The 26,632-nt window shown below is 69.3% G+C and carries 24 protein-coding genes; 21 read left to right on the forward strand and 3 right to left on the reverse strand.

The features are described 5' to 3' along the window. Positions 1-3 precede the first annotated feature (3 nt). The 8 genes from hutU (at position 4) to hutI (ending at position 8,761) form a co-directional block, all read left to right on the forward strand. Entirely contained in the window at positions 4-1,659 is a 1,656-nt protein-coding gene (hutU, locus tag ACWEOO_RS21630; RefSeq protein ID WP_359930983.1) for a urocanate hydratase, read from the forward strand. A gap of 132 nt (positions 1,660-1,791) precedes the next feature. Beyond that, a complete protein-coding gene (locus tag ACWEOO_RS21635; RefSeq protein ID WP_452144516.1) occupies positions 1,792-2,790 on the forward strand; it encodes an ABC transporter ATP-binding protein in 999 nt (332 codons plus the stop codon). Continuing rightward, positions 2,787-3,443: an ABC transporter permease gene (locus ACWEOO_RS21640; RefSeq protein ID WP_363717683.1), complete on the forward strand. Its 657-nt coding sequence runs from the start codon at positions 2,787-2,789 to the stop codon at positions 3,441-3,443. Before ACWEOO_RS21635 ends, ACWEOO_RS21640 begins: the two co-directional genes overlap by 4 nt. A gap of 1 nt (position 3,444) precedes the next feature. Beyond that, positions 3,445-4,095 (forward strand): ABC transporter permease, encoded by a 651-nt coding sequence (locus ACWEOO_RS21645; RefSeq protein ID WP_359930992.1) that lies wholly within the window; start codon positions 3,445-3,447, stop codon positions 4,093-4,095. A 79-nt stretch (positions 4,096-4,174) separates the two neighbouring features. Then, a complete protein-coding gene (locus ACWEOO_RS21650; protein WP_452144517.1) occupies positions 4,175-5,098 on the forward strand; it encodes an ABC transporter substrate-binding protein in 924 nt (307 codons plus the stop codon). Beyond that, complete coding sequence (locus tag ACWEOO_RS21655) at positions 5,095-6,294, forward strand: allantoate amidohydrolase (RefSeq protein WP_452144518.1); 1,200 nt, start codon at positions 5,095-5,097, stop codon at positions 6,292-6,294. The genes ACWEOO_RS21650 and ACWEOO_RS21655 overlap by 4 nt, the downstream gene beginning before the upstream one ends. Next, positions 6,291-7,601 (forward strand): formimidoylglutamate deiminase, encoded by a 1,311-nt coding sequence (locus ACWEOO_RS21660; protein ID WP_452144519.1) that lies wholly within the window; start codon positions 6,291-6,293, stop codon positions 7,599-7,601. The genes ACWEOO_RS21655 and ACWEOO_RS21660 overlap by 4 nt, the downstream gene beginning before the upstream one ends. Next, positions 7,598-8,761: an imidazolonepropionase gene (gene hutI, locus ACWEOO_RS21665; RefSeq protein ID WP_452144520.1), complete on the forward strand. Its 1,164-nt coding sequence runs from the start codon at positions 7,598-7,600 to the stop codon at positions 8,759-8,761. The genes ACWEOO_RS21660 and hutI overlap by 4 nt, the downstream gene beginning before the upstream one ends. Before the next feature lie 60 nt (positions 8,762-8,821). Here hutI and ACWEOO_RS21670 read toward each other — a convergent pair whose 3' ends face one another. Continuing rightward, on the reverse strand, positions 8,822-9,697 hold the full coding sequence (locus ACWEOO_RS21670) for a DUF559 domain-containing protein (RefSeq protein WP_452144521.1): 876 nt from the start codon (positions 9,695-9,697) through the stop codon (positions 8,822-8,824). A 298-nt stretch (positions 9,698-9,995) separates the two neighbouring features. Here ACWEOO_RS21670 and ACWEOO_RS21675 point away from each other — a divergent pair, with 298 nt between their 5' ends. Further along, positions 9,996-10,430 (forward strand): phosphoribosyltransferase family protein, encoded by a 435-nt coding sequence (locus ACWEOO_RS21675; protein WP_363717677.1) that lies wholly within the window; start codon positions 9,996-9,998, stop codon positions 10,428-10,430. Here ACWEOO_RS21675 and ACWEOO_RS21680 read toward each other — a convergent pair whose 3' ends face one another. After that, positions 10,431-11,030, reverse strand: a complete 600-nt coding sequence (locus ACWEOO_RS21680; protein WP_452144522.1) for a GNAT family N-acetyltransferase — start codon at positions 11,028-11,030, stop codon at positions 10,431-10,433. Between the two features lie 217 nt (positions 11,031-11,247). Between ACWEOO_RS21680 and dnaK the strand changes: the two genes are divergently transcribed. The 5 genes from dnaK (at position 11,248) to ACWEOO_RS21705 (ending at position 16,197) form a co-directional block, all read left to right on the forward strand. Next, positions 11,248-13,113 (forward strand): molecular chaperone DnaK, encoded by a 1,866-nt coding sequence (gene dnaK / locus ACWEOO_RS21685; protein WP_452144523.1) that lies wholly within the window; start codon positions 11,248-11,250, stop codon positions 13,111-13,113. Continuing rightward, positions 13,110-13,799, forward strand: coding sequence for a nucleotide exchange factor GrpE (grpE, locus tag ACWEOO_RS21690; protein ID WP_452144524.1), 690 nt, complete (start codon positions 13,110-13,112; stop codon positions 13,797-13,799). The genes dnaK and grpE overlap by 4 nt, the downstream gene beginning before the upstream one ends. 27 nt (positions 13,800-13,826) lie before the next feature. Continuing rightward, complete coding sequence (dnaJ, locus tag ACWEOO_RS21695; protein WP_359931022.1) at positions 13,827-14,990, forward strand: molecular chaperone DnaJ; 1,164 nt, start codon at positions 13,827-13,829, stop codon at positions 14,988-14,990. Beyond that, positions 14,990-15,445, forward strand: coding sequence for a heat shock protein transcriptional repressor HspR (locus tag ACWEOO_RS21700; RefSeq protein ID WP_452144525.1), 456 nt, complete (start codon positions 14,990-14,992; stop codon positions 15,443-15,445). The genes dnaJ and ACWEOO_RS21700 overlap by 1 nt, the downstream gene beginning before the upstream one ends. A gap of 215 nt (positions 15,446-15,660) precedes the next feature. Next, entirely contained in the window at positions 15,661-16,197 is a 537-nt protein-coding gene (locus ACWEOO_RS21705; protein ID WP_452144526.1) for a GNAT family N-acetyltransferase, read from the forward strand. A gap of 18 nt (positions 16,198-16,215) precedes the next feature. On the opposite strand, the gene ACWEOO_RS21710 is transcribed toward ACWEOO_RS21705, so the two are convergent. Continuing rightward, positions 16,216-17,247 carry a LacI family DNA-binding transcriptional regulator gene (locus tag ACWEOO_RS21710; RefSeq protein WP_452144527.1) on the reverse strand — a complete coding sequence of 344 codons (1,032 nt, stop codon included), beginning with the start codon at positions 17,245-17,247 and terminating at the stop codon, positions 16,216-16,218. Between the two features lie 172 nt (positions 17,248-17,419). Between ACWEOO_RS21710 and ACWEOO_RS21715 the strand changes: the two genes are divergently transcribed. The 7 genes from ACWEOO_RS21715 (at position 17,420) to ACWEOO_RS21745 (ending at position 26,609) form a co-directional block, all read left to right on the forward strand. Beyond that, on the forward strand, positions 17,420-17,899 hold the full coding sequence (locus tag ACWEOO_RS21715; protein ID WP_452144528.1) for an SRPBCC family protein: 480 nt from the start codon (positions 17,420-17,422) through the stop codon (positions 17,897-17,899). Next, positions 17,896-19,272 carry an MFS transporter gene (locus ACWEOO_RS21720; RefSeq protein ID WP_452144529.1) on the forward strand — a complete coding sequence of 459 codons (1,377 nt, stop codon included), beginning with the start codon at positions 17,896-17,898 and terminating at the stop codon, positions 19,270-19,272. Before ACWEOO_RS21715 ends, ACWEOO_RS21720 begins: the two co-directional genes overlap by 4 nt. A gap of 11 nt (positions 19,273-19,283) precedes the next feature. After that, a complete protein-coding gene (locus tag ACWEOO_RS21725; RefSeq protein WP_452144530.1) occupies positions 19,284-19,790 on the forward strand; it encodes a universal stress protein in 507 nt (168 codons plus the stop codon). A 173-nt stretch (positions 19,791-19,963) separates the two neighbouring features. Beyond that, a complete protein-coding gene (gene clpB / locus ACWEOO_RS21730) occupies positions 19,964-22,543 on the forward strand; it encodes an ATP-dependent chaperone ClpB (RefSeq protein ID WP_452144531.1) in 2,580 nt (859 codons plus the stop codon). Positions 22,544-22,619: 76 nt separating this feature from the next. Then, complete coding sequence (locus ACWEOO_RS21735) at positions 22,620-23,168, forward strand: hypothetical protein (protein WP_452144532.1); 549 nt, start codon at positions 22,620-22,622, stop codon at positions 23,166-23,168. A gap of 223 nt (positions 23,169-23,391) precedes the next feature. Continuing rightward, positions 23,392-23,991, forward strand: a complete 600-nt coding sequence (locus tag ACWEOO_RS21740; protein ID WP_452144533.1) for a hypothetical protein — start codon at positions 23,392-23,394, stop codon at positions 23,989-23,991. Further along, positions 23,988-26,609 carry a hypothetical protein gene (locus ACWEOO_RS21745; RefSeq protein ID WP_452144534.1) on the forward strand — a complete coding sequence of 874 codons (2,622 nt, stop codon included), beginning with the start codon at positions 23,988-23,990 and terminating at the stop codon, positions 26,607-26,609. The genes ACWEOO_RS21740 and ACWEOO_RS21745 overlap by 4 nt, the downstream gene beginning before the upstream one ends. The last annotated feature ends 23 nt before the right edge of the window (positions 26,610-26,632 follow it).

Here is a 26,632-nt window from a genome sequence, read left to right on the forward strand (position 1 = left end):
CCCATGTCCGGACCACGTCCCGTCCGCGCACCCCGCGGCACCACGCTCACCGCCCGCGGCTGGCAGCAGGAGGCCGCGCTGCGGATGCTGCAGAACAACCTCGACCCGGAGGTCGCCGAGCACCCCGACGAGCTCGTCGTGTACGGCGGCTCCGGCAAGGCTGCCCGGGACTGGAACTCGTTCGACGCGATGGTGCGCACGCTGACCACGCTGAAGGACGACGAGACGATGCTCGTCCAGTCCGGCCGCCCGGTCGGCGTGATGCAGACGCACGAGTGGGCGCCGCGGGTGCTGATCGCGAACTCGAACCTGGTCGGCGACTGGGCCACCTGGGAGGAGTTCCGCAAGCTCGAGGCGATGGGTCTCACGATGTACGGCCAGATGACGGCCGGGTCGTGGATCTACATCGGCACGCAGGGCATCCTGCAGGGCACGTACGAGACGTTCGGCGCGGTCGCGGAGAAGAAGTTCGGCGGCTCGCTCGCCGGGACGATCACGCTGACCGCCGGCCTCGGCGGCATGGGCGGTGCGCAGCCGCTCGCCGTGACGATGAACGACGGTGTGGCGATCTGCATCGACGTCGACGAGTCGCGGATCCAGCGCCGCATCGAGCACCGCTACCTCGACGTCCGGGCGTCCTCCCTGGACGAGGCGTTGCGGCTGGCGGAAGAGGCCAAGAAGGCGCGCCGGCCGCTGTCGATCGGTGTCCTCGGCAACGCCGCGGTGATCGTTCCCGAGTTGCTCGAGTTGGGTGCGCCGATCGACATCGTCACCGACCAGACCTCCGCGCACGATCCGTTGATGTACCTGCCCGTCGGCATCGACTTCGAGGACTGGGCGACCGCCCGCGAGAAGGACCCGAAGGGCTTCACCGAGCGCGCGCAGGCCTCGATGGCGAGGCACGTCGCGGCGATGGTCGGCTTCCAGGACGCGGGCGCCGAGGTCTTCGACTACGGCAACTCGATCCGCGACGAGGCCCGGAAGGCGGGCTACAGCCGCGCCTTCGAGTTCCCCGGCTTCGTGCCGGCGTACATCCGGCCGTTGTTCTGTGAAGGAAAAGGCCCGTTCCGGTGGGCGGCGCTGTCCGGCAACCCGGCCGACATCGCGAAGACCGACCAGGCGATCCTGGACCTGTTCCCGGACAACGAGCACCTCAGCCGGTGGATCAAGCTGGCCGGCGAGCGGGTCGCGTTCCAGGGCCTGCCGGCCCGGATCTGCTGGCTCGGCCAGGGCGAGCGCGACAAGGCCGGCGTCCGGTTCAACGACATGGTGGCCTCCGGTGAACTCGAGGCGCCGATCGTGATCGGTCGCGACCACCTGGACACCGGCAGCGTGGCGTCGCCGTACCGGGAGACCGAAGGCATGCTCGACGGCTCGGACGCGATCGCGGACTGGCCGTTGCTGAACGCGATGGTGAACGTGGCCAGCGGCGCGTCCTGGGTGTCGATCCACCACGGCGGCGGCGTCGGCATCGGCCGGTCCATCCACGCCGGCCAGGTATCGGTTGCCGACGGCACCGACCTGGCCCGGCAGAAGCTGGAGCGGGTGCTCACCAACGACCCGGCGATGGGCGTCATCCGGCACGTCGACGCGGGCTACGACAAGGCCGTCGAGGTCGCGGACGAGCGCGGCGTCCGGGTTCCGATGCGCGAGAGCTAACTGTCTGCGACCGTGGCAATCTGTAGTGCTACGGTGCACTTTCCCACAGGGTGAGAGACCGCGCTACCGCGTGGATTCGGTCTTTCGTTCCGCTAGGGTCAACTGGGCGACCAACGAGCGCGAAGGGGCGCCATGATCGAGTTCGAGGACGTCACCAAGCGGTATCCGGACGGCACCGTCGCCGTCGACGCGTTGTCCCTGCGGATCCCGAGCAACCAGATCACCGTGTTCGTCGGCCCGTCCGGCTGCGGGAAGACCACGTCGCTGCGGATGATCAACCGCACGATCGAGCGGACCGGCGGCACCATCTCGATCGACGGCGAGGACATCAACTCCCAGGACCCGGTCGCGCTGCGGCGCGGCATCGGGTACGTGATCCAGAACGCCGGCCTGTTCCCGCACAAGACCGTCGTGGACAACGTCGCGACCGTGCCGAAGCTGCTCGGCTGGGACAAGCGCAAGGCGCACAGTACGGCGATGGAGCTGCTCGAACGCGTCGGCCTGGACGTCAAGCTCGCCGAGCGGTATCCGGCGCAGCTGTCCGGTGGCCAGCAGCAACGAGTCGGCGTCGCCCGGGCACTGGCGGCCGACCCGGCGATCATGCTGATGGACGAGCCGTTCAGCGCCGTCGACCCGATCGTGCGCAACCAGTTGCAGGAGGAGTTGCTCCGGCTGCAGCGCGACATCGGCAAGACGATCGTGTTCGTCACCCACGACATCGACGAGGCGATCAAGCTCGGCGACACCATCGCGGTGATGCGGGTCGGCGGCAAGCTGGCCCAGTTCGCGCCGCCGGCCGAGCTGCTCGCCGAGCCCGCCGACGACTTCGTCCGTGACTTCGTCGGGCGGGACCGGGGTTACCGTGCCCTGACGTTCGTGCACCCGGAAGAGCTGCCGGTCGGGCCGCTGCCGGACGAGCTCGCGTTGCAGGACGGCGTACCGGTCGGATGGCGGAACGGCTCGCACGAGTTGCTCCCGCTCGGCGCGGTGTTCAAGCGCGGCGACTCGTTGCGCGCGGCACTGGACGCCGTACTCACCTCCCCGACCGGTCGCGGTGTCTGCGTCGACGACGACGGCAAGGCCATCGGCGTCATCGACCAGGCCACGGTCGCCGAGGCGCTCCGCTCATGAGCTGGATAGCGGACAACCTCGGGCTGATCTGGGACCAGCTGGTCGAGCACGTGTACCTGGCGATCATTCCGGTGATCCTCGGGCTGATCATCTCGGTGCCGCTCGGGTACGTCGCGACGCGCTACGGGTGGCTGGCGAACCCGCTGGTCGCGTTCGGCGGCATCCTCTACTCGCTGCCGTCGATCGCGCTGTTCATCGTGCTGCCCGCGATCCTCGGCACCAAGGTGCTGTCCACGGTGAACATCATCGTGGCGCTGACCATCTACACGGTGTCGCTGCTGATCCGGAACGTGATCGACGGACTCCGCTCCGTGCCGCCCGACGTCCGGCAGTCCGCGATCGCGGTCGGGTACGGCTCCCTGCACCGGCTGGTCGCGGTGGACCTGCCGATCGCCGTACCGGTCATCTTCACCGGGCTGCGCGTCGTCACGGTCGCGAACATCTCGATGGTGAGTGTCGGCGCGGTGATCGGGATCGGCGGCCTGGGGGAGCTGTTCACGCTCGGCTTCCAGAAGGACTTCCTGACCCCGGTCGTCGTCGGTGTCGTGCTGTCGCTGGCCCTGGCGCTGCTCGCCGACCTCGTCCTCGTGACGCTGCAGCGGGTGCTGACCCCGTGGGCCCGCGTCGCAACCCCTGTGGGAGAGGTGGCCTGACATGTGGGAGTACCTGACCGACTCGTACAACTGGTCCGGCCCCGAAGGTATCTGGGCGCGCATCCTCGAACACCTCTGGTACACGTTTGCCGCGCTCGGTCTGTCGACCGCGATCGGGCTGCCGATCGGGCTGCGGATCGGGCACACCCGGCGCGGGGCGTTCCTGGCCATCAACACCGGCAACGCGGCGCGGGCGCTGCCGAGCCTCGGGCTGCTGATGCTGGCGGTGCTGCTGACCGACCAGATCGGCTTCCTGCCGGTGCTGATCGCGCTGGTCGCGCTCGGTATCCCGCCGATCCTCGCGTCGACGTACGCCGGGATCTCGGGTGTCGATCCGGCCACGATCGACGCCGCACGGGGGATGGGGATGACCGGGCAGGAGATCCTGACCAAGGTGGAGATCCCGATCGCGATGCCGCTGATCATCTCCGGGATCCGCAGCGCGACCCTGCAGATCGTGTCGACCGCGACGATCGCGGCGCTGGTGTCGCTCGGCGGTCTCGGACGGTACGTCATCGACGGGCTGAAGCTGCGCGACTTCCCGCAGATGTTCACCGGCGCGCTGCTGGTGGCGCTGCTGGCGCTGCTGCTCGACGCTCTGTTCGCGCTGATCGGGCGGATCACTGTCTCGCCGGGACTGAAGATCGGCTGAACTGTCCGGGGTACCTGATGAACTTGAGACACATCCATCGGCACCGGCCGGTGGCTGAACGAGAACACTGGAGGCTCTCGTGTTGAGATCCACACTCATCCGTACTGCGATCGCCGGGGTGGCGGTGCTCGGCCTGGCCGGTTGCGGGGGTGGGGGCGACCAGCTCGGCAACGACAACGCGGGGTCCTCGCCCGCGCCGTCGAAGGTGAGCAGCATCACCGTCGGGTCCGCCGACTTCTCCGAGAGCCAGCTGCTGGCGGAGATCTACGGCCAGGCCCTGGCCGCCAAGGGCATCGAGGTGAAGAAGAAGCCGAACATCGGCAACCGCGAGACCTACATGGCCGCGATCAAGGACGGGTCCGTCGACCTGGTGCCGGAGTACACCGGCGCCGCGCTGGCGTACTTCGACAAGAACTCCACCGAGACCGACGCCGACAAAGCGTACGACGCGCTGAAGAAGGCGCTGCCGTCCGGGCTCGAGGTGCTGGAGAAGTCGCCGGCCGCGGACGAGGACACGATCGTGGTCACCAAGGCGACCGCGGACAAGTACAGCCTGAAGTCGCTGGGTGACCTGAAGGACAAGAACCTGATCGCGGGCGGTAGCCCGGAGTTCAAGGTCCGGTCGGCGGGTCTGAAGGGGCTGAAGGAGAAGTACGGCGTCGAGTTCAAGGAGTACAAGACGCTGGACGCGGGCGGTCCGCTGAGCATCAAGGCGCTGGAGGACAACCAGATCCAGGTGACGAACCTGTTCACCACCCAGTCGGTGATCAAGGAGCAGGGCTTCGTCCAGTTGGACGACCCGGAGCAGATCCTGCCGCCGAACAACATCGTTCCGTTGATCCGGACCGACCACAAGTCCGACGACATCGTGGCGACGCTGAACGCCGTCGACGCCAAGCTGACCACGGACGCGCTGACCGACCTGGTCAAGCGGATCGACGCCGGCAAGGAGAGCGCGGACGCGGTCGCCAAGGACTGGCTGGCGAAGAACCCACTGTCTTGAGCTTCGAATCCCTCTGGGCCGACCAGTCCGCCATCGGCCGCGACCCCGACACCGGCGGCTACACCCGCGGCGGCTGGACCCCCACCGAACGCGAGGCGACGCGCTGGTTCCTCGACCAGTGCGCCGCCCGCAACCTCACCGTCGAATCCGACGGCATCGGCAACCTCATCGCCTGGTGGAACCCGCGCGAACAGCCGGCTTCCCTCCCGGGAGTGGTGACGGGGAGTCATCTGGACTCGGTGATTGATGGCGGGGCGTTCGACGGGCCCCTGGGGGTGGTTTCCGCGCTGGCGGCTGTGGATCGGTTGCGGGCGGAGGGGTTCGAGCCTGGGGTGCCCATCGGGGTGGGGGCGTTCGTGGAAGAAGAAGGGTCGCGGTTCGGGATGCCTTGTCTGGGGTCTCGGGTCGCGGCCGGGGTTCTCTCGGCCGAGAAGGCGCTTCAGCTGACAGACAGGGCCGGGGTGCGCCTCGGACATGCATTGGAAGGGGCCGGGATCGATCCGGCCGGTCTCGGACCTTCGCCGCTTCTGCGGCGGATGGGGACCTTCGTCGAGCTGCATGTGGAGCAAGGCAGAGGGCTGACCGCGCCGGTGGGTGTGGCCAGCTCGATCTGGCCGCACGGGCGGTACCGGTTCACCTTCGGTGGTGAGGCCAACCACGCCGGCACCACGCTGATGGAGGACCGGCACGACCCCATGCTCACCTACGCGATGACCGCCCTCGCCGCCAACAAACAGGCCCGGCTCGCCGGTGCCCGCGCGACCTTCGGCCGCCTGTCGGTGGAACCGAACGGAACCAACGCCGTACCGTCGCAGGTCACCGCCTGGCTGGACGCCCGCGCCGCCGACACCGCCACGCTCGAATCATTGCTCGCAGCAATCACCAAGCAGGCGACCGAGCGCGCCGAGCGGGACGGCACCACCCTCGAGGTGACGCCCGAGTCGGTCTCGCCGATCGTGGACTTCCCGGCCGGCCTGCGCGACCGCCTGGTGAACGTGCTCGACGGCGCCCCGGTGCTGCCGACCGGCGCCGGGCACGACGCGGGCGTGTTCTCGGACGCGGGGATCCCGACCGCGATGCTGTTCGTGCGCAACCCGACCGGCGTCTCGCATTCGCCGGCCGAGTACGCCGAAATGGACGACTGCCTGGCCGGCGTCGACGCGCTGGCCGCCGTACTGAAGGACCTCGCCAAGTGACGTCGTACTGGTGCTCGACCGCTCTGCTCCCCACCGGCCTCGCGGAGCGCGTCCTGGTGACCGTCGCGGACGGCCGGTTCGCGACGGTGGAGACCGATGTGGACCCCGGCGACGGGCACATGCTGCACGGCCTGGTGATCCCCGGTCTCGCGAACTGTCACAGCCATGCGTTCCATCGCGCGCTCCGCGGCCGTACGCAGACCGAGCGCGGCACGTTCTGGACCTGGCGTGACCAGATGTACTCGGTCGCCGCAGCGCTCACCCCCGACACGTATTACGAGCTCGCCCGCGCTGTGTACGCCGAGATGCTGCTCGCCGGCGTCACCGCGGTCGGGGAGTTCCACTACCTGCACCACGCGCCCGGCGGCGGCCGCTACGACGACCCCAACGCCATGGGTACGGCGCTGATCGAGGCCGCCCGGGACGTCGGCCTCCGGATCGCGCTGCTCGACACCTGTTACGTCGCCGGCGGGATCGACCAGCCGCTCAACGAGGTCCAGCAACGCTTCAGCGACGGCGACGCGACCGCCTGGGCCGCCCGGGTCGCGCAGCTCAAGGGCGCGGAGGACGTCGTGATCGGCGCGGCGGCGCATTCGGTGCGCGGCGTACCGCACGACCAGCTCGGCGCGGTCGCGGCGGCGTTCCCAGACGTACCGCTGCACATCCACCTGTCCGAGCAGGTCGCCGAGAACGCCGCCTGTCTCGAGGCGTACGGCCGGACGCCGGCGCAGATCCTCGACGAGACCGGCTTCCTCAGCGGGCGGACGAGCGCGGTGCACGCGACCCATCTGACGCCGGTCGACATCGGCCTACTCGGCAGCTCCGCGGCGTACTCCTGCTTCTGCCCGACCACCGAGCGCGACCTCGCGGACGGGATCGGCCCCTCGGTGCAGTTGCGGGACGCGGGGTCGGCATTGACGCTCGGGTCGGACAGTCACGCGGTCATCGACCTGTTCGAGGAGATGCGCGCCGTCGAGCTGGACGAGCGACTGGCGTCGCAGGAGCGCGGTCACTGGTCGGCGGCCGAGCTCCTCAGAGCAGCGACGACGGACGGCCACCGCTCGATTGGCTTCGAGGACGCGGGCGTGATCGCTCCCGGCGCCCGCGCCGACCTCGTCGCCGTTCGCACGGACACCGTCCGCACCGCAGGCACCGGCGGCTCAGTGGAAACCGTGGTCTTCGCCGCAGCTGCCGCGGATGTGTCGGACGTGATCGTCTCGGGCAACCATGTGGTTGCCGACGGCAAGCACAGTCGTCTGGACGTCCCGGCGCAGCTGGCCGCCTCGATCGCGGCGGTGACCCGATGACCTCGCTGCTCCTGACCGGCATCAGCTCCCTGGTCACGAACGACCCCACGCACGGCGGCCCGCTCGGTGAGCTCCACGACGCGGCGCTGGTGATCGACGGCAGCACGGTCGCCTGGACCGGCCGACGAACCGCGGCCCCGGCAGCCGACGCAGCGGTCGACCTCGGCGGCCGGGCGGTGATCCCGGGCTTCGTCGACTCGCACTCGCACCTGGTGTTCGCAGGCGATCGCGCCGAGGAGTTCGCGGCCCGGATGACCGGTACGCCGTACTCGGCCGGCGGGATCCGGACCACGGTGGCGGCGACCCGCGAGGCCACCGACGAGCAGCTGACCGCGAACGTGGCCCGCCTGGTGACCGAGATGCGCCGCCAGGGCACGACCACCGTCGAGATCAAGTCCGGCTACGGGCTGACGGTCGCCGACGAGGCGCGAGCGCTGCGGATCGCGCGGCAGTTCACCGACGACACGACGTACCTCGGCGCCCACGTCGTACCGGCCGACTACGCCGACGACCCGGCGGGGTACGTGGCCCTGGTGACTGGCCCGATGCTCGACGCGGCGGCCGAGCACTCGACGTGGGTCGACGTCTTCGTGGAGCGGGGAGCGTTCGACGCGGACCAGGGGCGGGCGATCCTCCGGGCCGGACTGGCGCGGGGCCTGCAGGCTCGCGTGCACGCCAACCAGCTCGGCGAGGGTCCTGGCGTCCAGCTCGCCGCCGAGGTCGGCGCCGCCTCGGCTGATCACTGCACCTACCTCACCGATGCGGATGTCGACGCACTCGCCTCGAGCGGCGTCGTCGCCGGTCTGCTCCCGGCGATCGAGTTCTCCACCAGGTCGCCGTACCCCGACGCCCGCCGTCTCGTCGACGCCGGCGTCACCGTGGCCCTCGCCACCGACTGCAACCCCGGCTCCGGCTACTCGTCCTCGATGCCGTTCTGCATCGCCCTGGCCGTCCGCGAGATGCACATGACCCCCGCCGAGGCCCTCTGGTCCGCCACCGCCGGCGGCGCCGCCTCCCTCCGCCGCACCGACGTCGGCCACCTGACCCCCGGCGCCCGAGCCGACCTGGCCGTCCTCGACGCCCCGTCCTACCTCCACCTCGCCTACCGCCCCGCCGTCCCCCTCATCACCCAGACCTTCACGGCCGGCCGGCCGGTTTAGCCGGACCGCCATCACTCACCAACCTCGCGTCACCTGCCCACCGCACGCTCAGCTGCCGGGTCAGGCGGCGCGCAGCAGGTGCTTGGTGAGTGACGGGAGTCCGGCTGCCCGCTCGATCGTGGCGATCACCCAGTCGGGGTCGTACATGATGTCCTCCCAGCTGAAGCGGAGCACTCGCCAACCTCGGGCCGTCAGGTTCGCCTGCCTGCGGCAGTCCTTGACCAGCGCTCGCCGCGTTCCGTGGAAGGCGAATCCGTCCGCCTCGAGGCCTAGAAGCAGCCGGGGGTGACCGAGGTCGAGGCGAGCCGAGAACTCCGCGTCCCGCACCGGCAGTTGAGGAACGAAACCTTCGATTCCCCGCTCGATCAGCAAGTAGCGCAGGACGGACTCCAGCACTGATTCCGCGCGACCGTCGGCGAACGCGACCATCCGCTGAACCCGCCGACGGTGTGGTCCTCGTAGTCGGGACGCTGCGGCGAGGAGCGTGTCGTGTTCGACACTTCCCGTGCGTAAGGCCGAGTCCGCGACGGCGAGCCCTTCCGCAGGCGGCAAAGTACGAAGGCAGTCCAGGACGGTCCGAAGCGGGGTGGTGACGTCGTCCAGCGCGGGAACCTCCGCCCAGTGCGCGACGCAGGGCAGCCCGCTGCGGCGTCGGGCCCGGCCGGGCGGCAGCGTGACGTGCGGCAGGCCGGGCGGGTTGATCACCCCGAAACCCCAGTGCTGCGCAGCGCTGAGATGCGAGACGACACCGCCGTGGCTTCGAGCCGCGGTCAGTGCCGCTGGTGCGACAGGCAACGCGTAGACACCTTTCGCCACCCGGTTGATCACTCCCGACCTGAGCGCGCTGCGGATGGCGCGTGCGGACACCACCGCGCGAAGATCCGCGAACGTCGCGGATCCGCCACGCCTGCCGATCACGTCGGCCACATCTGCCATGAATCAAGCATGGTGAATTCGCGCGGTGCGTCGTGCGCGTTGTCCACAGGCGGACCGCCACCACCCAGTAAGCGCGCCACCTGTGCGGCGCCCACGCTCGATCGGGCGTGCGAGGTGCGCGTTGGGGTGCCTTGGTGAGTGATGGCGGTCCGCAAAACCACATGCCTCCACCTCGCAATCAGGGCACCATTGCCGTATGGACACGAGAGCACGGCTTCGGGGCGCGTTTCGGTGGCAGACGGATCGGGGCGTCTGAAGTAGTTGTGCGGACGTCACCGGGTGGTGGCGGGACGCGGAGTTGTTGCGGGAGATCGGGCCGGCGCTGGCGGGGCTGTACGACGTGCAGCCGACGGTGGTGCTCGGGCCGGTGTCGCGGGGGTCGCTGGTCGGGGCGTTGACGGCGGCCGCGCTCGGGGTCGGGTTCGTGGAGATGCGGAAGCACAGCGGCTCGTCTGTCGACAGTGATCGGTGGGTACGCCGTACGACGGCGCCCGACTACCAGGACCGGCACGTGGTGTTCGGGTTCCGGCGGAAGCTGATCGGGGCCGGGGACCGCGTGTTGATGGTCGACGACTGGGTCGACACCGGGGCGACGGCACGGGCAGCGCGGGCGCTGGTGGAGGACTGCGGCGCGCACTGGGTCGGTGCGGCCTGCATCGTCGACGCACTCACCGATCCGCGGCTCCGCCACGACCTCCCGGTCCGCTCACTCCTCGACGTACGCCAGCTCTGATCAGCGCACGCCCTGGTAAAGGCCGGGCGGGGCGAACTGGCGGGCCGCCTCGTCCAGCGCCGGGACGAGCTCGGGGTTCGGGCCGAGCGGGATCGCGAACTGACCGTCCGCGTCCCGACCTCCCGCGAGCTCGGGGTGCCGGTTGGCGAGTGCCGTTGTGGTGCCGTCGGGCAGGCGTTGCTTGCCGACCTCCTGGTAGCCGCGCGCGGTGTGGAACGCGTACGCCGGGGTGCCGGTCGGGGCCGCCGCGACGGTGCGGTCGAAGGGCCGGGCGGAGCGTTCGATCGCGCGGTACACCGTCGAGGCGATGCCCTGGCGGCGGTGCTCGGCCGCGATCACGATCCGCTCGATGTACAGGAAGCGGTCGGCGTAGGTCTGCGTGAACGCCTCGAACGCGAGCCCGTCGTACGCCGAACCGGGGGTGAACGTGAGCACGAAGCCGGCCGGGGCGCCGTCCAGGTCGACCACGACGGCGTGTGCGGCGATCAGCCGGAGCCAGTCCAGGCGGTCGGCGCCCAGGGGTTCGACGAGACCTTCGGCGGTGGCGTTCAGCGCGAGAACCGCGGCGACGTCGGCGGCGGTCATCGGGCGGAGCTTCACAGTGATCAGGATCGCATGGTAAACGTTTGCTTCGGGAGGGGTCTCCCTGGCGCCACCCTGGCCGGGACCCCGAAATCGGGGGCCGCCCTTGGGAATGACCTGACGGGTATGCAATGTTGAGTCCAGTGAACTCAAGTTTGTTCAGTCACGGATTTGAAACCGAGGCGGACGAACGGCAACATTGAGTCTGCATCACTCAACTCTGTGGAGGTAAAGCATGGCCCGCGCGGTCGGTATCGATCTCGGTACGACGAACTCCGTCATCGCCGTACTGGAAGGTGGCGAGCCCACCGTCATCCCCAACGCCGAGGGAGCGCGCACGACGCCCTCGGTGGTGGCTTTCGCCAAGAACGGCGAGGTCCTGGTCGGCGAGGTGGCGAAGCGCCAGGCCACCACGAACGTCGATCGCACGATCCGCTCGGTCAAGCGCCACATGGGCGAGGCCTGGAGCGTGGACATCGACGGCAAGAAGTTCACCCCGCAGCAGATCAGCGCGTTCGTGCTGCAGAAGCTGAAGCGGGACGCCGAGGCGTACCTCGGGGAGCAGGTCACCGACGCGGTCATCACCGTGCCGGCGTACTTCTCCGACGCGCAGCGCCAGGCGACCAAGGAGGCCGGCGAGATCGCGGGCCTGAAGGTGCACCGGATCGTCAACGAGCCGACCGCGGCCGCGCTCGCCTACGGTCTGGACAAGGGAGCCGAGCAGACCATCCTGGTCTTCGACCTCGGCGGCGGCACGTTCGACGTGTCCCTGCTGGAGATCGGTGACGGCGTCTTCGAGGTGAAGGCGACCAGCGGTGACAACCACCTCGGTGGTGACGACTGGGACAACCGGATCGTCAAGTGGCTGGTGACCCAGTTCAAGAACAAGAACGGCACCGACCTGTCCGGCGACAAGATGGCCATGCAGCGCCTCACCGAGGCCGCCGAGAAGGCCAAGATCGAGCTGTCCAGCACGGCCGAGACGACGATCCACCTGCCGTACCTGAGCCTGACCGAGTCCGGCCCGCTGCACCTGGAGGAGAAGCTCTCCCGGGCCGAGTTCCAGAAGATGACCAGCGACCTGCTCGAGCGCGCCCGCGCCCCGTTCAAGGCCGTCATCAAGGACGCCGGGATCGACGTCTCGAAGATCGACCACGTGATCCTGGTCGGCGGTTCGACCCGGATGCCCGCGGTGGCCGACCTGGTCAAGGAGCTCACCGCAGGCAAGGACGCGTACAAGGGTGTCAACCCGGACGAGGTCGTCGCGGTCGGCGCCTCCCTGCAGGCCGGTGTGCTGAAGGGTGAGGTCAAGGACGTCCTGCTGCTCGACGTGACCCCGCTGAGCCTCGGTATCGAGACCAAGGGCGGCGTGTTCACCAAGATCATCGAGCGCAACACCACGATCCCGACCAAGGGCTCGGAGATCTTCACCACGGCCGAGGACAACCAGCCGTCGGTGATGATCCAGGTCTACCAGGGCGAGCGCGAGATGGCCCGCGACAACAAGTCGCTCGGCAACTTCGAGCTGACCGGCCTGCCGCCGGCGCCGCGGAACGTGCCGCAGATCGAGGTCACCTTCGACATCGACGCGAACGGCATCGTGCACGTGAACGCGAAGGACCTGGCCACCGGCAAGGAGCAGCGGATGACGGTGACCGGCGGCTCCGCGCTGCCGAAGACCGACATCGACCAGATGGTCCGCGACGCCGAGCAGTACGCCGAGGAGGACCGCAAGCGCCGCGAGGCGGTGGAGAGCCGCAACCAGGCGGAGAGCCTCGTCTACCAGACCGAGAAGTTCCTGCAGGAGAACGAGGACAAGGTCCCCGACGACGTCAAGACCGAGGTCAAGGACGGCGTCGCCGAGCTGAAGAAGGCGCTCGAGGGTGACGACGCCGAGGCGATCAAGGCCGCCTCGGAGAAGCTTGCCCAGTCCAGCCAGAAGATGGGCGCCGCGATGTACGCGAACGCCCAGGCCGCCGGCGGCTCGACCGACGGCGCCACCTCCGAGGACGCGACCTCGAGCAGCAACAACGACGACGACGTCGTCGACGCCGAGATCGTGGACGAGGACCGGCCGCAGGACAAGACGGAGGACAAGTGACGGATCGACCGACTGGCAGCGAGTTCGGTGACGGGGAGCCTGTCATCCGCGACAAGCGCCGGATCGACCCGGAGACCGGCAAGCTGCGGGAGCCTGCGGAGCAGTCCGCGGCGCCCGCAGCGGCCGGCCCGGCCGGACAGCCGCCGCGCGACCCGTCGGACCTGATCGGCCCGTCCGCCCAGGAGGCCCTGCTGACCGAGGCGCTCGCGGAGCGTACGGCGGACCTGCAGCGACTGCAGGCCGAGTACGTGAACTACAAGCGCCGCGTCGACCGGGAGCGGGAAGCGTCCCGGGAGCTCGTCATCGGCACCGTGCTGACCGAGCTGCTCGGGATCCTGGACGACATCGGCCGGGCCCGCGATGCGGGTGAACTGGACGGCGCGTTCAAGGCGGTCGCCGAATCGCTGGAGCGGGTCACCGAGAAGCTCGGCCTGGTGAAGTACGGCGAGAAGGGCGACCCCTTCGACCCGCGGATCCACGAGGCCCTGCTGCACAACTACTCCGACGAGGTCGACGGCCCGACCGCGACGATGATCATGCAACCGGGCTACCGGCACGGTGAGCGGATCCTCCGGGCGGCCCGGGTGGCCGTGTCGGAGCCGACCGAACAACTGCCGGCCGACGCCGCGAAGGCCGACGTACCGGTGGAGACCACAGATGAAGACGCGGAACGGTCCGCGGAGTAACGACCACGACGGGAGGGGAGGCGTCGGATGAGCACGAAGGACTGGATCGAGAAGGACTTCTACAAGGTTCTCGGCGTCTCCAAGACCGCCGAGGCCGACGAGATCAAGAAGGCGTACCGCAAGCTGGCCCGGCAGTACCACCCGGACTCCAACGCCGGGGACACCAAGGCGGAGGCCAAGTTCAAGGAGGTCTCCGAGGCGTACGACGTCGTCGGTGACCCGAAGAAGCGCAAGGAGTACGACGAGGCGCGGCGGCTGTTCGGCAGCGGCGGCTTCCGGATGCCGAGCGGCAGCGGGCAGGGCGGCGGCTTCGACTTCAACGTCGGCGACCTCTTCAACCGCGGCGGCCAGGGTGCCGGCGGCGGGCTCGGCGACATCCTCGGCGGCATGTTCGGCGGTGGTGGCCGGACCACGACCAGTACGACCGCCCGTCCGCGGCGCGGTCAGGACATCGAGACCGAGGCGACGATCGAGTTCGCCGAGGCCGTGAACGGTGTCACGGTCGGGCTCCGGATGACCAGCGACGAGCCGTGCCCGACCTGTCGGGGGACCGGCGCGAAGTACGGCACCGTCCCGAAGGTCTGCCTCAAGTGCGAGGGCACCGGTATGCAGACCTCGGTGCAGGGCGGCGTCTTCGCGATGACCGAGCCGTGCACCGAGTGCAAGGGTCGCGGCCTGGTCGTCGACCAGCCGTGCGAGACCTGCCACGGCTCCGGCCGCGGCACGTCGAGCAAGACCATGCAGGTCCGCATCCCGGCGGGTGTCCAGGACAACCAGCGGATCCGGCTCAAGGGCAAGGGCGCGGCCGGCGAACGGGGTGGCCCCGCGGGCGACCTCTACGTCACCGTCCATGTGCACAAGCACCGGATCTTCGGCCGCCAGGGCGAGCACCTGACCCTGAACGTCCCGGTGAGTTTCACCGAGGCGGCGCTGGGTGCGGAGATCAAGGTTCCGACCCTGGACGGACTGCCCGTCACGGTCCGGATCCCTGCGGGTACGGCGAACGGGAGCAAACTGCGCGTCCGCGGTAAGGGTTCGGTCCGGCGGGACGGGACCAAGGGCGACCTGATGCTCACGCTCGACGTGCAGGTGCCGCACGAGCTGACCGACGAGCAGAAGGAGAAGCTGCAGGAGTTCAGCTCCGCGTCGGACCAGCCTGATCTGCGGGCCGGGTTGTTCGGGAGTTCGTGATGGGCATCCCGTTCAGCCAGGTGCCGACCTGGGACGACCGCACCCCGATCTACGTGATCTCGGTGGCGGCCCAGCTGGCCGGTATGCACCCGCAGACGTTGCGCCAGTACGACCGGCTCGGCCTGGTGGTGCCGAGCCGGGCGTCCGGCCGCGGCCGGCGCTACTCGACGTACGACGTGGCGAAGCTGCGCTACGTGCAGCACCTCAGCCAGGAAGAAGGTGTCAACCTGGCGGGCATTCGGCACATTCTCGCGCTACAGTCCGAAGTGGAGGACCTGCGCAAGCGGGTCAACCAGCTACTGGCAGAGGTCCAGCGCGGTGTCGGCGCCTCCCGGCGTCCCGCCGCCAGCCGGGTCTTCTCTGCCGGTCCCGCCGGCGACGTGATCGCCATGGGCCGGCAGCAGACCACGACCCGGTGGATCCGCACCCAGCCTCTGGAACTCGGCTCGCGCTGATCCCCCGCCCACCAAGCCGCCGGAGGTTCTCCGAAACCCACTCCTCGGATCCTCCGGCCAGGTGGAGGTCGACGTTCCCCCACGACGCCTCCACGAGTCGAGGGTGCGCTATCCCCCCAGCGCCCCTCGGCCCCCGCAGGGTGGTCCGTTCCAGGACCGCCCTGCGGCTCTCTTCGTGCTCTTGCGCCCGGTCGGACACCGCATACCCTGGCGGGGTGACCCTGAAGCTGGAGACGGACCGGCTGCTGATCCGGGACTGGGAGGAAGACGACGCCGACGCCGCGCTGGAGATCTTCGGATCCGCGGACGTGGCGCCCTGGTTGTCACCGGCCATCGACAAGGTGCCGGACACCGCGACCATGCGAATGATCCTGCAGTCCTGGATCGAGGCCCAGCCGAACTTCGTCGTCCCGGCGGGCCGCTGGGCGGTCGAGCGCCGGACTGACCACGAGATCGTCGGCGCGTTGCTGATCCGCCTGCTGCCGCCGTACGAGGAGGATCTCGAGATCGGCTGGCAGCTGCGGCCGAGCGCCTGGGGTCACGGGTACGCGACCGAGGCCAGCCGCGCGCTGATGCGCTGGGCGTTCAGCGGCGGCGAGGTCGACGAGCTGTTCGCGGTCGCCCGACCGGCCAACCAGCGCGCGATCGCCACCGCGCGCCGCCTCGGGATGGAATGGGTCGGCGAGACCGACAAGTACTACGACCTGAACCTGCAGGTGTACCGCATCCGCGCCTCCGAGTTCAGCAGCTGAACGAGGAGCCGGCCGCGGTCACCGGAACTGGCGCGGCGGCGCGGTGCTGCCGCGGAGGACGAGCCGGGTAGGCAGCACGAGATCGGTGCCGGTCAGGTCGGCGTCCGGAGCATCGAGTGCCTGGAGCAGAAGGTGCGCGGCGACGCTGCCCTGCTCGTGGGCGTCCTGGGCGACCGTGGTGAGTTCGACGAGCGGGGCCATTTCGTGGTCGTCGATGCCGACGACAGACATTGCTTCGGGCACCTGCAGTCCCGCACGCCGTAAGGCCCACAAGGCTCCCAGTGCCAACTCGTCGTACTCCGCGAAGACGGCGGTCGGCAGCACGGAGCCGGTCAGGAGCTGGGTCATGGCGGCCGATCCGCCGTCGAGCCCGTGGGGTCCGCTCGCGACGAGCGCGGCGTCCTGGGCGAGGCCGGCCGCGCTGAGTGCTGCTTCATAGCCCTCACGCCGGAGCGCGGACGACGCGAAACCGAACCGCGGGTCGTCGGGGGTGCCGGCGATGAAGCCGATCCGCTCGTGGCCTTGGTTCAGCAGGTGGTTGACCGCCGTCCGGGCGGCCGCGACCTCGTCGATGCGTACCGACGGCGAGCCCGGGATGTGCGAGCCCACGCTGACCAGCGGCAGGTCGAGAGCACGCAGCGCCAAGGTGTGCTCCGCGGTCAGCGGCATCGACAGCGACAGGATGCCGTCGACCTTCCGGGCGAGCGGCATCTGCTCGAAGAACCGATCTCGGTGGTCGGCGCCGCCGAGGTGGTAGAGAACGGCGTCGTAGCCGGACTCCCGGAGCGCGTCGGTGACGCCGGCGACGACCGTGCTGAAGTACCAGCGGGTGATGAACGGAACCACCACCGCAACGGCGCCGGTGCGCCCGGACGCCAGTCCGGCCGCCTGCGGCGAGGCGACGTACGAGAGCTCGGCGGCGGCGTCGAGGACCCGGCGGCGGGTCTGCGGCGCGACCTTCGCCAGCCCGCGCAGTGACCTGGACACCGTCGCGGGGGACACTCCCGCGCGCGCGGCCACGTCGAGGATGCTGGGCCGGTCCGGGCTCACGAGCACCTCCTGGTGAAAACGCTTGCATCGCAGTTCTCTCCAGCGTAACCCCGGAAAGGCCCAAGAAAATAAGGTCGTTCCGGTGTCAAGTCGACACGCCCTTGTGGAAGCGAGTGATCGATGTCACACTCCCGGTGAAAACGCTTTTACCGTACTCCCCTGAGGAGGAGCTGTGACTGCCAATGTCATCGTCACGGTGGAGCGCCAGTTCGACTTCCCCCGTGCCCAGGTCTTCAAGGCCTGGACCGAGCCGGCCGAACTCGCGCGCTGGCGTGGTTCGCCCGGCTGGCACGTGGAACTGGATTCGGTCAGCGGTGACCTCCGGCTCGGCGGCCGTCACCACCACGTCAAGGTGCGCGACAGCGATCCGGGGACGCGGGTCGGCACCGACGGGGTCTACACCGAGTACTTCGAACCCGACGTGTTCGTGTCCCGCGAGCGGATCACGGGCGATCCGGGGATCGATCCCGACGTCCCGCTCGAGTTGCGGGTCGAGTTCTCGAAGACGGGGCGTGACGGCACGCTCGTCCGGGTAATCCAGGGGCCGTACGAGCCCGACGTCGCCGGCTGGCACGGGGAGGGCTGGGAGCGCGAGCTCACCCGGCTGCAGGCCTACTTGGTGAGTGCCAACGGGCACGGAGCAGTGGCATGACCACGGTCGAAGGACGGACCGACCTGCAGCACACGGCCATCGTCCGGCAGAAGCCACTGATGACGATGCCGCAGATCCTGGTGATGAACCTGGGCTTCTTCGGCATCCAGTACAGCTTCGGCATGCAGCAGACCGCCGTGAACCCGGTGTACGAGTTCCTCGGCGCCGACCCGGCGGACCTGCCGATCCTGAACCTCGCCGGACCGATCACCGGCCTGCTCATCCAGCCCTTGATCGGCGCCCTGTCGGACCGGACCTGGAGCCCGCGCTGGGGCCGCCGCAAGCCGTTCTTCGTGCTCGGCGCGATCGGCTGCAGCCTGTGCCTGTTCCTGTTCCCGTTCGTTACCGCGGTCTGGATGGCGGTCCTGTTGCTGTGGTTGCTCGATGCCAGCAACAACACCGCGATGGAGCCGTACCGGGCGTTCATCGCGGACAAGCTGCCGCCGTCCCAACTGGGCAAGGGATTCCTGGCGCAGTCGTTCTTCACCGGCCTGGGGATCACCCTGGCCAACGTGTCGCTGTTCGTGTTCCAGCAGCTGATCGAAGGCGGTACCGAGGCCGGCATCCCGTACTGGGTGCTCGGATCCTTCATGCTCGGCGCCGTCTGCTCGATCGTGTCGGTGCTCGTCTCCGTCCTGCGGACCCCCGAGATCCCGCCGACCGAGGCGGAACTCGCCCAGCTGCGGGCCAAGAAGGGCGGCTTCGGCCAGACCCTGAAGGAGATCGGCGAGGCGATCGTCGAGATGCCGCCGGAGCTGCGCAAGCTCGGCCTGGTCTACCTGTTCCAGTGGTACGGGATGGTCTGCTACTGGCAGTTCGTCGCGCTGTCGATCGCGAAGTCGGTGTTCCCGCCGACTCCTGAGGGCAAGGAGGACGCGGTCGCCTGGACCGGCCTGGTGAACGGCTGGTACAACATCGTCACCTTCAGCGTGGCGTTCAGCCTGGTCGCCTTCGCCCGCAAGCGCGGGGCGAAGCTCGTGCACTGCTTCTGCCTGCTGCTGGCTGCCGTCGGGCTGCTGGTCTTCCCGTCGGTGACGAACAAGTACCTGTTGTTCGTGCCGATCATCGGCCTCGGCATCGCCTGGGCGTCGATCATGGGTGTGCCCTACATCATGGCCGTCCGGATGATCCCGTCCACCCGGTACGGCGTCTACATGGGGATCATCAACATGATGATCGTGATCCCGATGCTGATCCAGTCAGTCACGTTCGGCGCGATCTACTCCGGTGTGCTCGGCGAGAACCCGAACAACGCGATCCGGTTCGCCGGGGTGTGTCTCGGGCTGGCCGCGGCCGTCATGCTCTGGATCAAGGAGCCGCCGATCGTCCGTGACGTCGACGAGGTCGGCTACCTGCCGGCCGCCGGGCACTGAGGAGGTCCGCGATGAGCATGAAGGACTACCGCACCATCGTCGCCGGGACCGACGGTTCCGGGCTGGCGGACCAGGTGATCGCCCGGGCCGCCTGGCTGGCCGTCCGCGACGATGCGGATCTGGTCGTCGTGTGCGCGTTCAGCGAGCTGCCCCGCCGTACCGACGCTCGGAACGTCGCGACGCTCGGCGGTGACGCGCGGCTCGGGCAGGTGCTCGGCCGGGCCGCGGCCGGAGAAGCGCTGCAGGCGGCGACCGTCACCGCCCGGGACGAAGGCGCGACCGTCGCGGCGGCGTTGCTGGTCGACGGCGAACCCGCCACGGCGTTGCTCACGACCGCCGAGGAGCGGTCGGCCGACCTGATCGTCCTCGGCGCGATCCAGGACCGCTCCCTGATCGACCGGCTGCTCGGCACGGTCGCCACCGAGGTGACCAAGCGGGCCGGATGCGACGTGCTCGTCGTCCGCCCGACCGGGGTCGGGGGAGACCTCGGGGTGCCGGAGGACGCTCAGCCCGTCTGAACGGCCGGTCGCGGAACCCCCGTCCTGTCCCTGCGGACCGGGCGGGGGTTCGTCGTGCCCGGTGGAACCCTGAGATTTCCCCCAGCTTTCTCAGAGTTGAGTGGAATGGACTCAACTTTGGATAGGTTGTAACCAGTGACTGTTGTTGCTGGAACTTGAAAGGCTGGAACCAGATGGATGTTCAGCGGTTGACGACGCTGGCCCGGGAAACCCTGTCGGTCGCGATCCGTCAGACCTCCGCGGCGGGCAACCCGACCGTGGAACCGATTCACCTGCTGTCCGCGTTGCTCGCGCAGCCCGAGGGCACGACGATCGGTCTGCTCGAGGCGGCCGGCGGCGACCTGGACGCCGTCCGCCGGCAGACCGCCGAGCAGCTGAGCCGGCTCCCGAAGGCGAGCGGTGGCAGTGTGCAGGCTCCGAGCCTGTCGGGGAAGACCGGTGACGTGCTGAACCAGGCGGAGCAGCGGGCCCTCGGGCTCGGGGACGAGTATGTCTCCACCGAGCACCTGCTGATCGCGTTGGCGACCGTGGAGGGCGCCGCGAAGACCGCACTCGGGGTGACCCCGGACGCGCTGCTCGACGCGTTCGACAAGATGCGCGGCAACCGGCGGATCACCTCGCCCGAGGCCGAGGGCACCACGAAGTCGCTGGAGAAGTACGGTGTGGACCTCACCGAGCGGGCGCGCGACGGCAAGCTCGACCCGGTGATCGGCCGGGACACCGAGATCCGCCGCGTCGTGCAGGTGCTGTCGCGTCGTACCAAGAACAACCCTGTCCTGATCGGTGAGCCCGGCGTCGGCAAGACCGCCGTCGTCGAGGGGCTGGCCCAGCGGATCGTGGCCGGTGACGTGCCGGAATCGCTGCGTGGCCGCCGGCTGATCAGCTTGGACCTCGGAGCGATGGTCGCGGGCGCGAAGTACCGCGGTGAGTTCGAGGAGCGGCTGAAGGCCGTGCTGACCGAGATCAAGGAGTCCGACGGTCAGATCATCACGTTCATCGACGAGCTGCACACCGTCGTCGGCGCCGGTGCGAGCGGCGAGGGCGCGATGGACGCCGGCAACATGCTGAAGCCGATGCTGGCCCGCGGCGAGCTGCGGATGATCGGTGCGACGACCCTGGACGAGTACCGCACGCGGATCGAGAAGGACCCGGCGCTGGAGCGCCGTTTCCAGCAGGTGTTCGTCGGCGAGCCGTCGGTCGAGGACTCGATCGCGATCCTGCGCGGCCTGAAGGAGCGCTACGAGGCGCACCACAAGGTCGCGATCTCCGACTCCGCGCTGGTCGCCGCGGCGACGCTGTCCAACCGGTACATCACCGGTCGCCAGCTGCCCGACAAGGCGATCGACCTGGTCGACGAGGCCGCGTCCCGGCTGCGGATGGAGATCGACTCGTCCCCGGTCGAGATCGACTCGCTGCGCCGGACCGTGGACCGGCTGAAGATGGAGGAGCTCGCGCTGTCCCGCGAGGACGACGCCTCGTCGCAGGAGCGGCTGGAGCGGCTGCGCGCCGACCTCGCCGACCGCGAGGAGGAGCTGCGTGCGCTGGAGGCCCGCTGGGAGCGGGAGAAGACCGGCCTGAACCGGGTCGGTGAGATCAAGGAGCGCATCGACGAGCTGCGCGGCCAGGCCGAGCGCGCCCAGCGCGACGGCGACCTGGAGACCGCGTCCCGGCTGCTGTACGGCGAGATCCCGCAGCTCGCCAAGGAGCTCGAGGAGGCCGACGCCGAGGAAGAGGTTGCCGAAGGCCCCGAAGCGATGGTCAACGAGGAGGTCGGCCCGACCGAGATCGCCGAGGTGATCGCGATGTGGACCGGGATCCCGACCGGCCGGCTGCTCGAGGGCGAGACCGGCAAGCTGCTCCGGATGGAGGACGAGCTCGGCCGCCGGCTGATCGGTCAGCGCGAGGCGGTCAAGGCCGTGAGCGACGCCGTGCGGCGGGCGCGCGCGGGCATCTCCGACCCGGACCGGCCGACGGGTTCGTTCCTGTTCCTCGGCCCGACCGGTGTGGGCAAGACCGAGCTGGCGAAGGCGCTCGCGGACTTCCTGTTCGACGACGAGCGGGCGATGGTCCGCATCGACATGTCGGAGTACGGCGAGAAGCACAGCGTCGCGCGACTGGTCGGCGCCCCGCCCGGCTACGTCGGGTACGAGGAGGGCGGCCAGCTGACCGAGGCGGTCCGCCGCCGTCCGTACTCGGTGATCCTGCTCGATGAGGTGGAGAAGGCGCACCCCGAGGTCTTCGACGTCCTGCTGCAGGTGCTCGACGACGGCCGCCTGACCGACGGTCAGGGGCGCACGGTCGACTTCCGCAACGTGATCCTGATCCTGACCAGCAACCTGGGGTCGGCGTACCTGGCCGACGTCACGCTCGACGACAAGGTCAAGCGCGACCAGGTGATGGCCACCGTGCGGCAGTCGTTCAAGCCGGAGTTCATCAACCGGCTGGACGAGATCGTGCTGTTCGACGCGCTCGGCAGTGAGGAGCTGACGCAGATCGTCGGGCTGCAGATCACCGCGCTGCAGCGCCGCCTGACCGACCGGCGGATCACGCTCGCGGTCGACGAGGGCGCGATGGAGTGGCTGGCGATGACCGGGTACGACCCGGTGTACGGCGCCCGCCCGCTCCGCCGCCTGGTGCAGTCCGCGATCGGCGACGAGCTCGCCCGCGGCCTGCTGAACGGCTCGATCCGCGACGGCGAGACCGTCAAGGTCACGCTCAACGAGTCGAAGGACGCACTCGACGTCACTGTCTGAGCGGTTGGTGTTGGGGCCCGGTCATTCATGACCGGGCCCCTTCGGCTTACGTGGGTTGATCGGGAAGAATGGCCGGGTGACTCCGCGCGCCGACTGGATCAACACGACCCACGACTGGGCTGCTTCGGTCGATCACGAGCACCTGGAGCTGGTTCGCGCGAAGCCCGAGCTGTACGCGCCGGGCGGAGTGCTCCACCTGCTGCTGGAGGTGCTCGCGTACCCAGGGGACGAAGCCGAGTCCACGGGGCGCCGCCCGGAGTGCTCGGTGGAGCTGCACGCCGACGGGTCGATCGCGGTCACCGACTACGGGCGCGGCACGGACACCCGCGTCGACGAGCACGGCACTGTCGTGAAGAAGCCGGTCATGGCGACCAAGGACCTGCGGTTCTTCGAGGATCCGGAGGCGCCGCTGCTTCCGGACGGTCACCCGCGCCGAGGCATGTCCGTGGTGGCTGCCTCGAGCGAGTGGCTGGTGCACACCAACCGGCGTACCAACGGTTCGTGGACCCAGCGCTACGAGCTCGGCGTCCCTGTCACCGACCTGGTGCCGATCCCCACGGACGGCACCACCGGCACCACGGTCCACTTCCTCCCGTTGCCACACCTGGCACCACTCTTCAGCTGAGAACTCGTTGCGGGATCCGGCTCCGGCTTTTGTATTGGCCGGGAATGCCTTCAAACACTTGAACTTCCCGTTGTAGCGAGTCGGTATCTCTCCGCTCTTGAAACCAAGGGTTACTGCTTGGTAGGAACGTCCGTCAGCTAAGTACTGAACGGTAGTTCAGGTACCTGAAACTTGGATTTTCCGGCGGGGGGTCCCCGGAGTCCGGCAGTGAGTGGAGGACTCAATGCAGCGCAGTACCTTGCTATCCGGTGCGCTGCTGGCCGCCGTCGCGGGTCTGTTGTGTCTGGTCGGAGAAGCTCTCGGTCTAAACACGCAGCACGTGGCGCTGGTCGGCGGGGCCCTGGGGGGTGTGGTGGGGCTGGTGCAGGATCGCACTCCGGCGATGCGCGCGACCGGCTTCTTGATCGGGTTGTTCATCGCCTGGCTCGGATTCGCCGTCCGGGCGCTCTATCTGCCGGACTCGGCGTCCGGGCGGGCCGTCGCGGCCGTCGCCGTGGTGGCCGTCTGCGTGGCGTTCACGGCCGGCTCGGGCGAAAAGATCCCGTTGTGGACACTGCTGCTCGGCGCGGCCGCGATGGTCGCCGTGTACGAGGAGACCTACACCGCGGACAGTCCGGCCTTCCTGGCCCAGTCGCCGTCGGCGGCCACCGGCGTACTGCTGGCGGCCGGGATCGGGTTCCTGGCGACCTCGCTCCGGCGGCCGCAGCCGGCGCCCCCGGCCGAGCGGTCCGACGTGCCACCCGACGAGCCGGCTGAAGAAGACGCCTGGGTTCCTGCCGACGACACCCGTGAGTTTGCCTCGACCGAAGGAGACCGTGCGTGACCGCCCGACGCATCACCCGGGGACTGGCGGTCGCCGTCGCCGTCCCGTCCGCTTTCGTCCTGTCGACGTCCCAGGCGCTGGCCACCTCGAGCGCACTCTCGGCCGGACCCGTCACGGTCACCAACACCGAGACGGTGCAGGCCAGGCTTGACCCCAGCGGCAAGGTCGAGGGCGCCCGTATCTACGAGCAGCTCGCCTTCGTCGGCACCGGGAAGATGAAGGTCGCCAACCCGGTGTCGACCGACAGCCTGCGCAACCTGGACAGCTTCGGCGGCTTCGCGGTCAAGGACGGCAAGATGGCCGTCGACCTGTCGGTGGACGGCGAGCAGCGGATTCGCACCGTCAGCGACTTCGACAAGAAGAAGCTGCCGATCAAGGTCGCAGTCACCTACACCCTGAACGGCAAGAAGCTGTCCAAGCCCGGTGACGTCGTCGGCAAGAAGGGCCGGCTGGAGGCGCACTACGTCGTGGAGAACACCTCGGCCAAGACCGAGTCGGTGACGATCACCGACGGGTACGGCAAGCAGGTCGTCGAACAGGCCGACGTCGTCATTCCGATGGTCGGTCAGCTCACGACGGTGCTGCCGCCCGAGTTCGGCGATGTCACCTCGGCCGAGGCGAACAAGGCCGGCGACGGCAAGGGCGGTACGAAGCTGAGCTTCACCGCGACGCTGTTCCCGCCCGTCGGCGCCGCGACCGCGGAGTTCGGCTGGTCGGCCGAGGTCAAGGACGCGATCGTCCCCGAAGCCGAGCTGACCGCGTTGCCGGTCAGCCCGCTGGAGAGCCCGGCGTTCAAGACCGCGGTCACCGGCTACGAGAGCGGCGCGGCGAAGGGCGCCGACCTGGTCGAGGGCGGCACGACGCTGGACTCGAACCTGATCCGGCTGCGGGACGGCGCGCAGAAGCTGCTCACCGGCCTGCTCCAGCTGAACGCCGGTGCGAAGGCCTTGAACGACGGCCTCGCCAACCAGGCCGCGCCTGGTGCCACGAAGCTCTCCAGTGGTGCGTCGCAGCTGGCCGGCGGCATGGCCGAGCTCGAGTCAGGTGCATCTGTGCTGCGCACGAAGACCGGCGAGGCCGCCAAGGGGGCGGGCAAGCTGGACAAGGGCGCCGGCGAACTGCAGAAAGGCGCGAAGGACCTCGCCGCAGGTGCCGGCAAGCTGAAGACCGGTACCGGCAAACTCGCGTCCGGCCTGGACGAGGCCACCGGCAAGGCTCCTGCACTGATCGACGGACTGAACCAGGTCAGCGGCGGCTTGAAGAGCGTCGAGGACGGACTAGGTCAGATGTACGGCGGCATCGGCCAGCTGCCCGCCAAGGCGAAACCGCTGCACGACGGCGTGGCGCAGCTCCGCGCCGGAATCGGCTCGGTCGGAACCGAGGGAACGCTGCTCGGCGGACTGGAGACGCTGAAGAAGCAGCTCGCCGCCTCCGGTCCGGGGATCGACAAGATGCGCGGCGGCGTGCACTGCGCCGCGGATGCGCTCGATGCGGTCAGCAACGGCAAGCCGGAAGGAAAGTACAGCGAGGCTTGCTACGGCGCTGCTGCCGCGGTGCTGAACGGCCCGGCCGGGGCGTCGAATGTGGGGCCGGAGACCAACCCGGTGAAGAAGATGATCCTCGACTCGGTGATCGCCCAGATGGGTTCGATGGGTGACCCGGTGCCCGATCTCGACAAGCCGCTGCCGGATTCCGCCAAGCTGCAGGCTGCGCTCGCGTACCTGAAGGGCCGGCTGACCCAGCGCGCCGTACCAGGGATCGCGCAGCTGCAGTGCGGGCTCGACAACCGGGTCTCGGGCTGTCCGGACTCGGAGCCCGGTCTGATGCAGGGCCTCGTGGCGCTGGATGCCGGCGTGACCAAGCTGGTGTCCGGTGTGGTGGCCAGCGTCCAGGGCGGCGTCGGCACCTCGAAGGACACGCCGGCCAGCAAGACCCTGCGTGGTGGGGTCAACGGGCTGCAGACCGGTGTCGGACAGATCCAGGCGGGTGGCAAGACGCTGCTGGCCGGCCTCAACCAACTGTCGGACGGCGCTGACCAACTCGACACGGGCGCGGGTGCACTGTCCACCGGGACCGGCAAGCTCAAGGCGGGTGTCGGCGTGCTGGTGAACGGCACCGGGCAGCTCGACAGGGGGCTCGGATTGCTGGCCGGCGGTACGGGCAAGCTGGCCGACGGCGTCGGCCAGGCCAAGACCGGCTCGGACCAACTGGCGCAGGGCTCCAAGGATCTGGCGACCGGCATCGGTTCTGCGGCTGAGGGGTCGGGCAAGCTGTCGGAGGGCCTCAACACTGCCAACGAACAAGCGCCCGCTGTCCCCGACGGCGCCGGTCGGCTCTCGAAGGAAGGTGCGAAGGTGCTGACCAAGAACGGCGCCGACACCGCAGTCGACTTCGGCCGCCGGTACAGCCTGCTCTCCGCCGCCGCAGACCGCGCCAAGACCGAGTCGATGCCGTTCGGTGCTCCCGAGGGTGCGACCGGCGCAACGGCGTACTCGCTCAAGCTGGCCGGGGCCACCGGTGAAGGCGACCGCAGCTGGATCCGCCTGCTCGCCGGTCTGGCCGTATTCGGTGTCGCCATCGGCGCCACCAGCCTCCTTCGCAGGCGCACCACCTCCTGAGGCTCGCCGCCCGAGCGGGGCCG

This window comes from Kribbella sp. NPDC004138 (assembly GCF_053603655.1).

Excerpts from the sequence above, each read along its gene's own strand:
- hutU (WP_359930983.1), top strand. The coding sequence starts at position 4 with ATGTCCGGACCACGTCCCGTCCGCGCACCCCGCGGCACCACGCTCACC.
- ACWEOO_RS21635 (WP_452144516.1), top strand. The coding sequence starts at position 1,792 with ATGATCGAGTTCGAGGACGTCACCAAGCGGTATCCGGACGGCACCGTC.
- ACWEOO_RS21640 (WP_363717683.1), top strand. The coding sequence starts at position 2,787 with ATGAGCTGGATAGCGGACAACCTCGGGCTGATCTGGGACCAGCTGGTC.
- ACWEOO_RS21645 (WP_359930992.1), top strand. The coding sequence starts at position 3,445 with ATGTGGGAGTACCTGACCGACTCGTACAACTGGTCCGGCCCCGAAGGT.
- hutI (WP_452144520.1), top strand. The coding sequence starts at position 7,598 with ATGACCTCGCTGCTCCTGACCGGCATCAGCTCCCTGGTCACGAACGAC.
- ACWEOO_RS21670 (WP_452144521.1), bottom strand. The coding sequence starts at position 9,697 with ATGGCAGATGTGGCCGACGTGATCGGCAGGCGTGGCGGATCCGCGACG.
- dnaK (WP_452144523.1), top strand. The coding sequence starts at position 11,248 with ATGGCCCGCGCGGTCGGTATCGATCTCGGTACGACGAACTCCGTCATC.
- dnaJ (WP_359931022.1), top strand. The coding sequence starts at position 13,827 with ATGAGCACGAAGGACTGGATCGAGAAGGACTTCTACAAGGTTCTCGGC.
- ACWEOO_RS21700 (WP_452144525.1), top strand. The coding sequence starts at position 14,990 with ATGGGCATCCCGTTCAGCCAGGTGCCGACCTGGGACGACCGCACCCCG.
- ACWEOO_RS21720 (WP_452144529.1), top strand. The coding sequence starts at position 17,896 with ATGACCACGGTCGAAGGACGGACCGACCTGCAGCACACGGCCATCGTC.
- ACWEOO_RS21725 (WP_452144530.1), top strand. The coding sequence starts at position 19,284 with ATGAGCATGAAGGACTACCGCACCATCGTCGCCGGGACCGACGGTTCC.
- clpB (WP_452144531.1), top strand. The coding sequence starts at position 19,964 with ATGGATGTTCAGCGGTTGACGACGCTGGCCCGGGAAACCCTGTCGGTC.
- ACWEOO_RS21740 (WP_452144533.1), top strand. The coding sequence starts at position 23,392 with ATGCAGCGCAGTACCTTGCTATCCGGTGCGCTGCTGGCCGCCGTCGCG.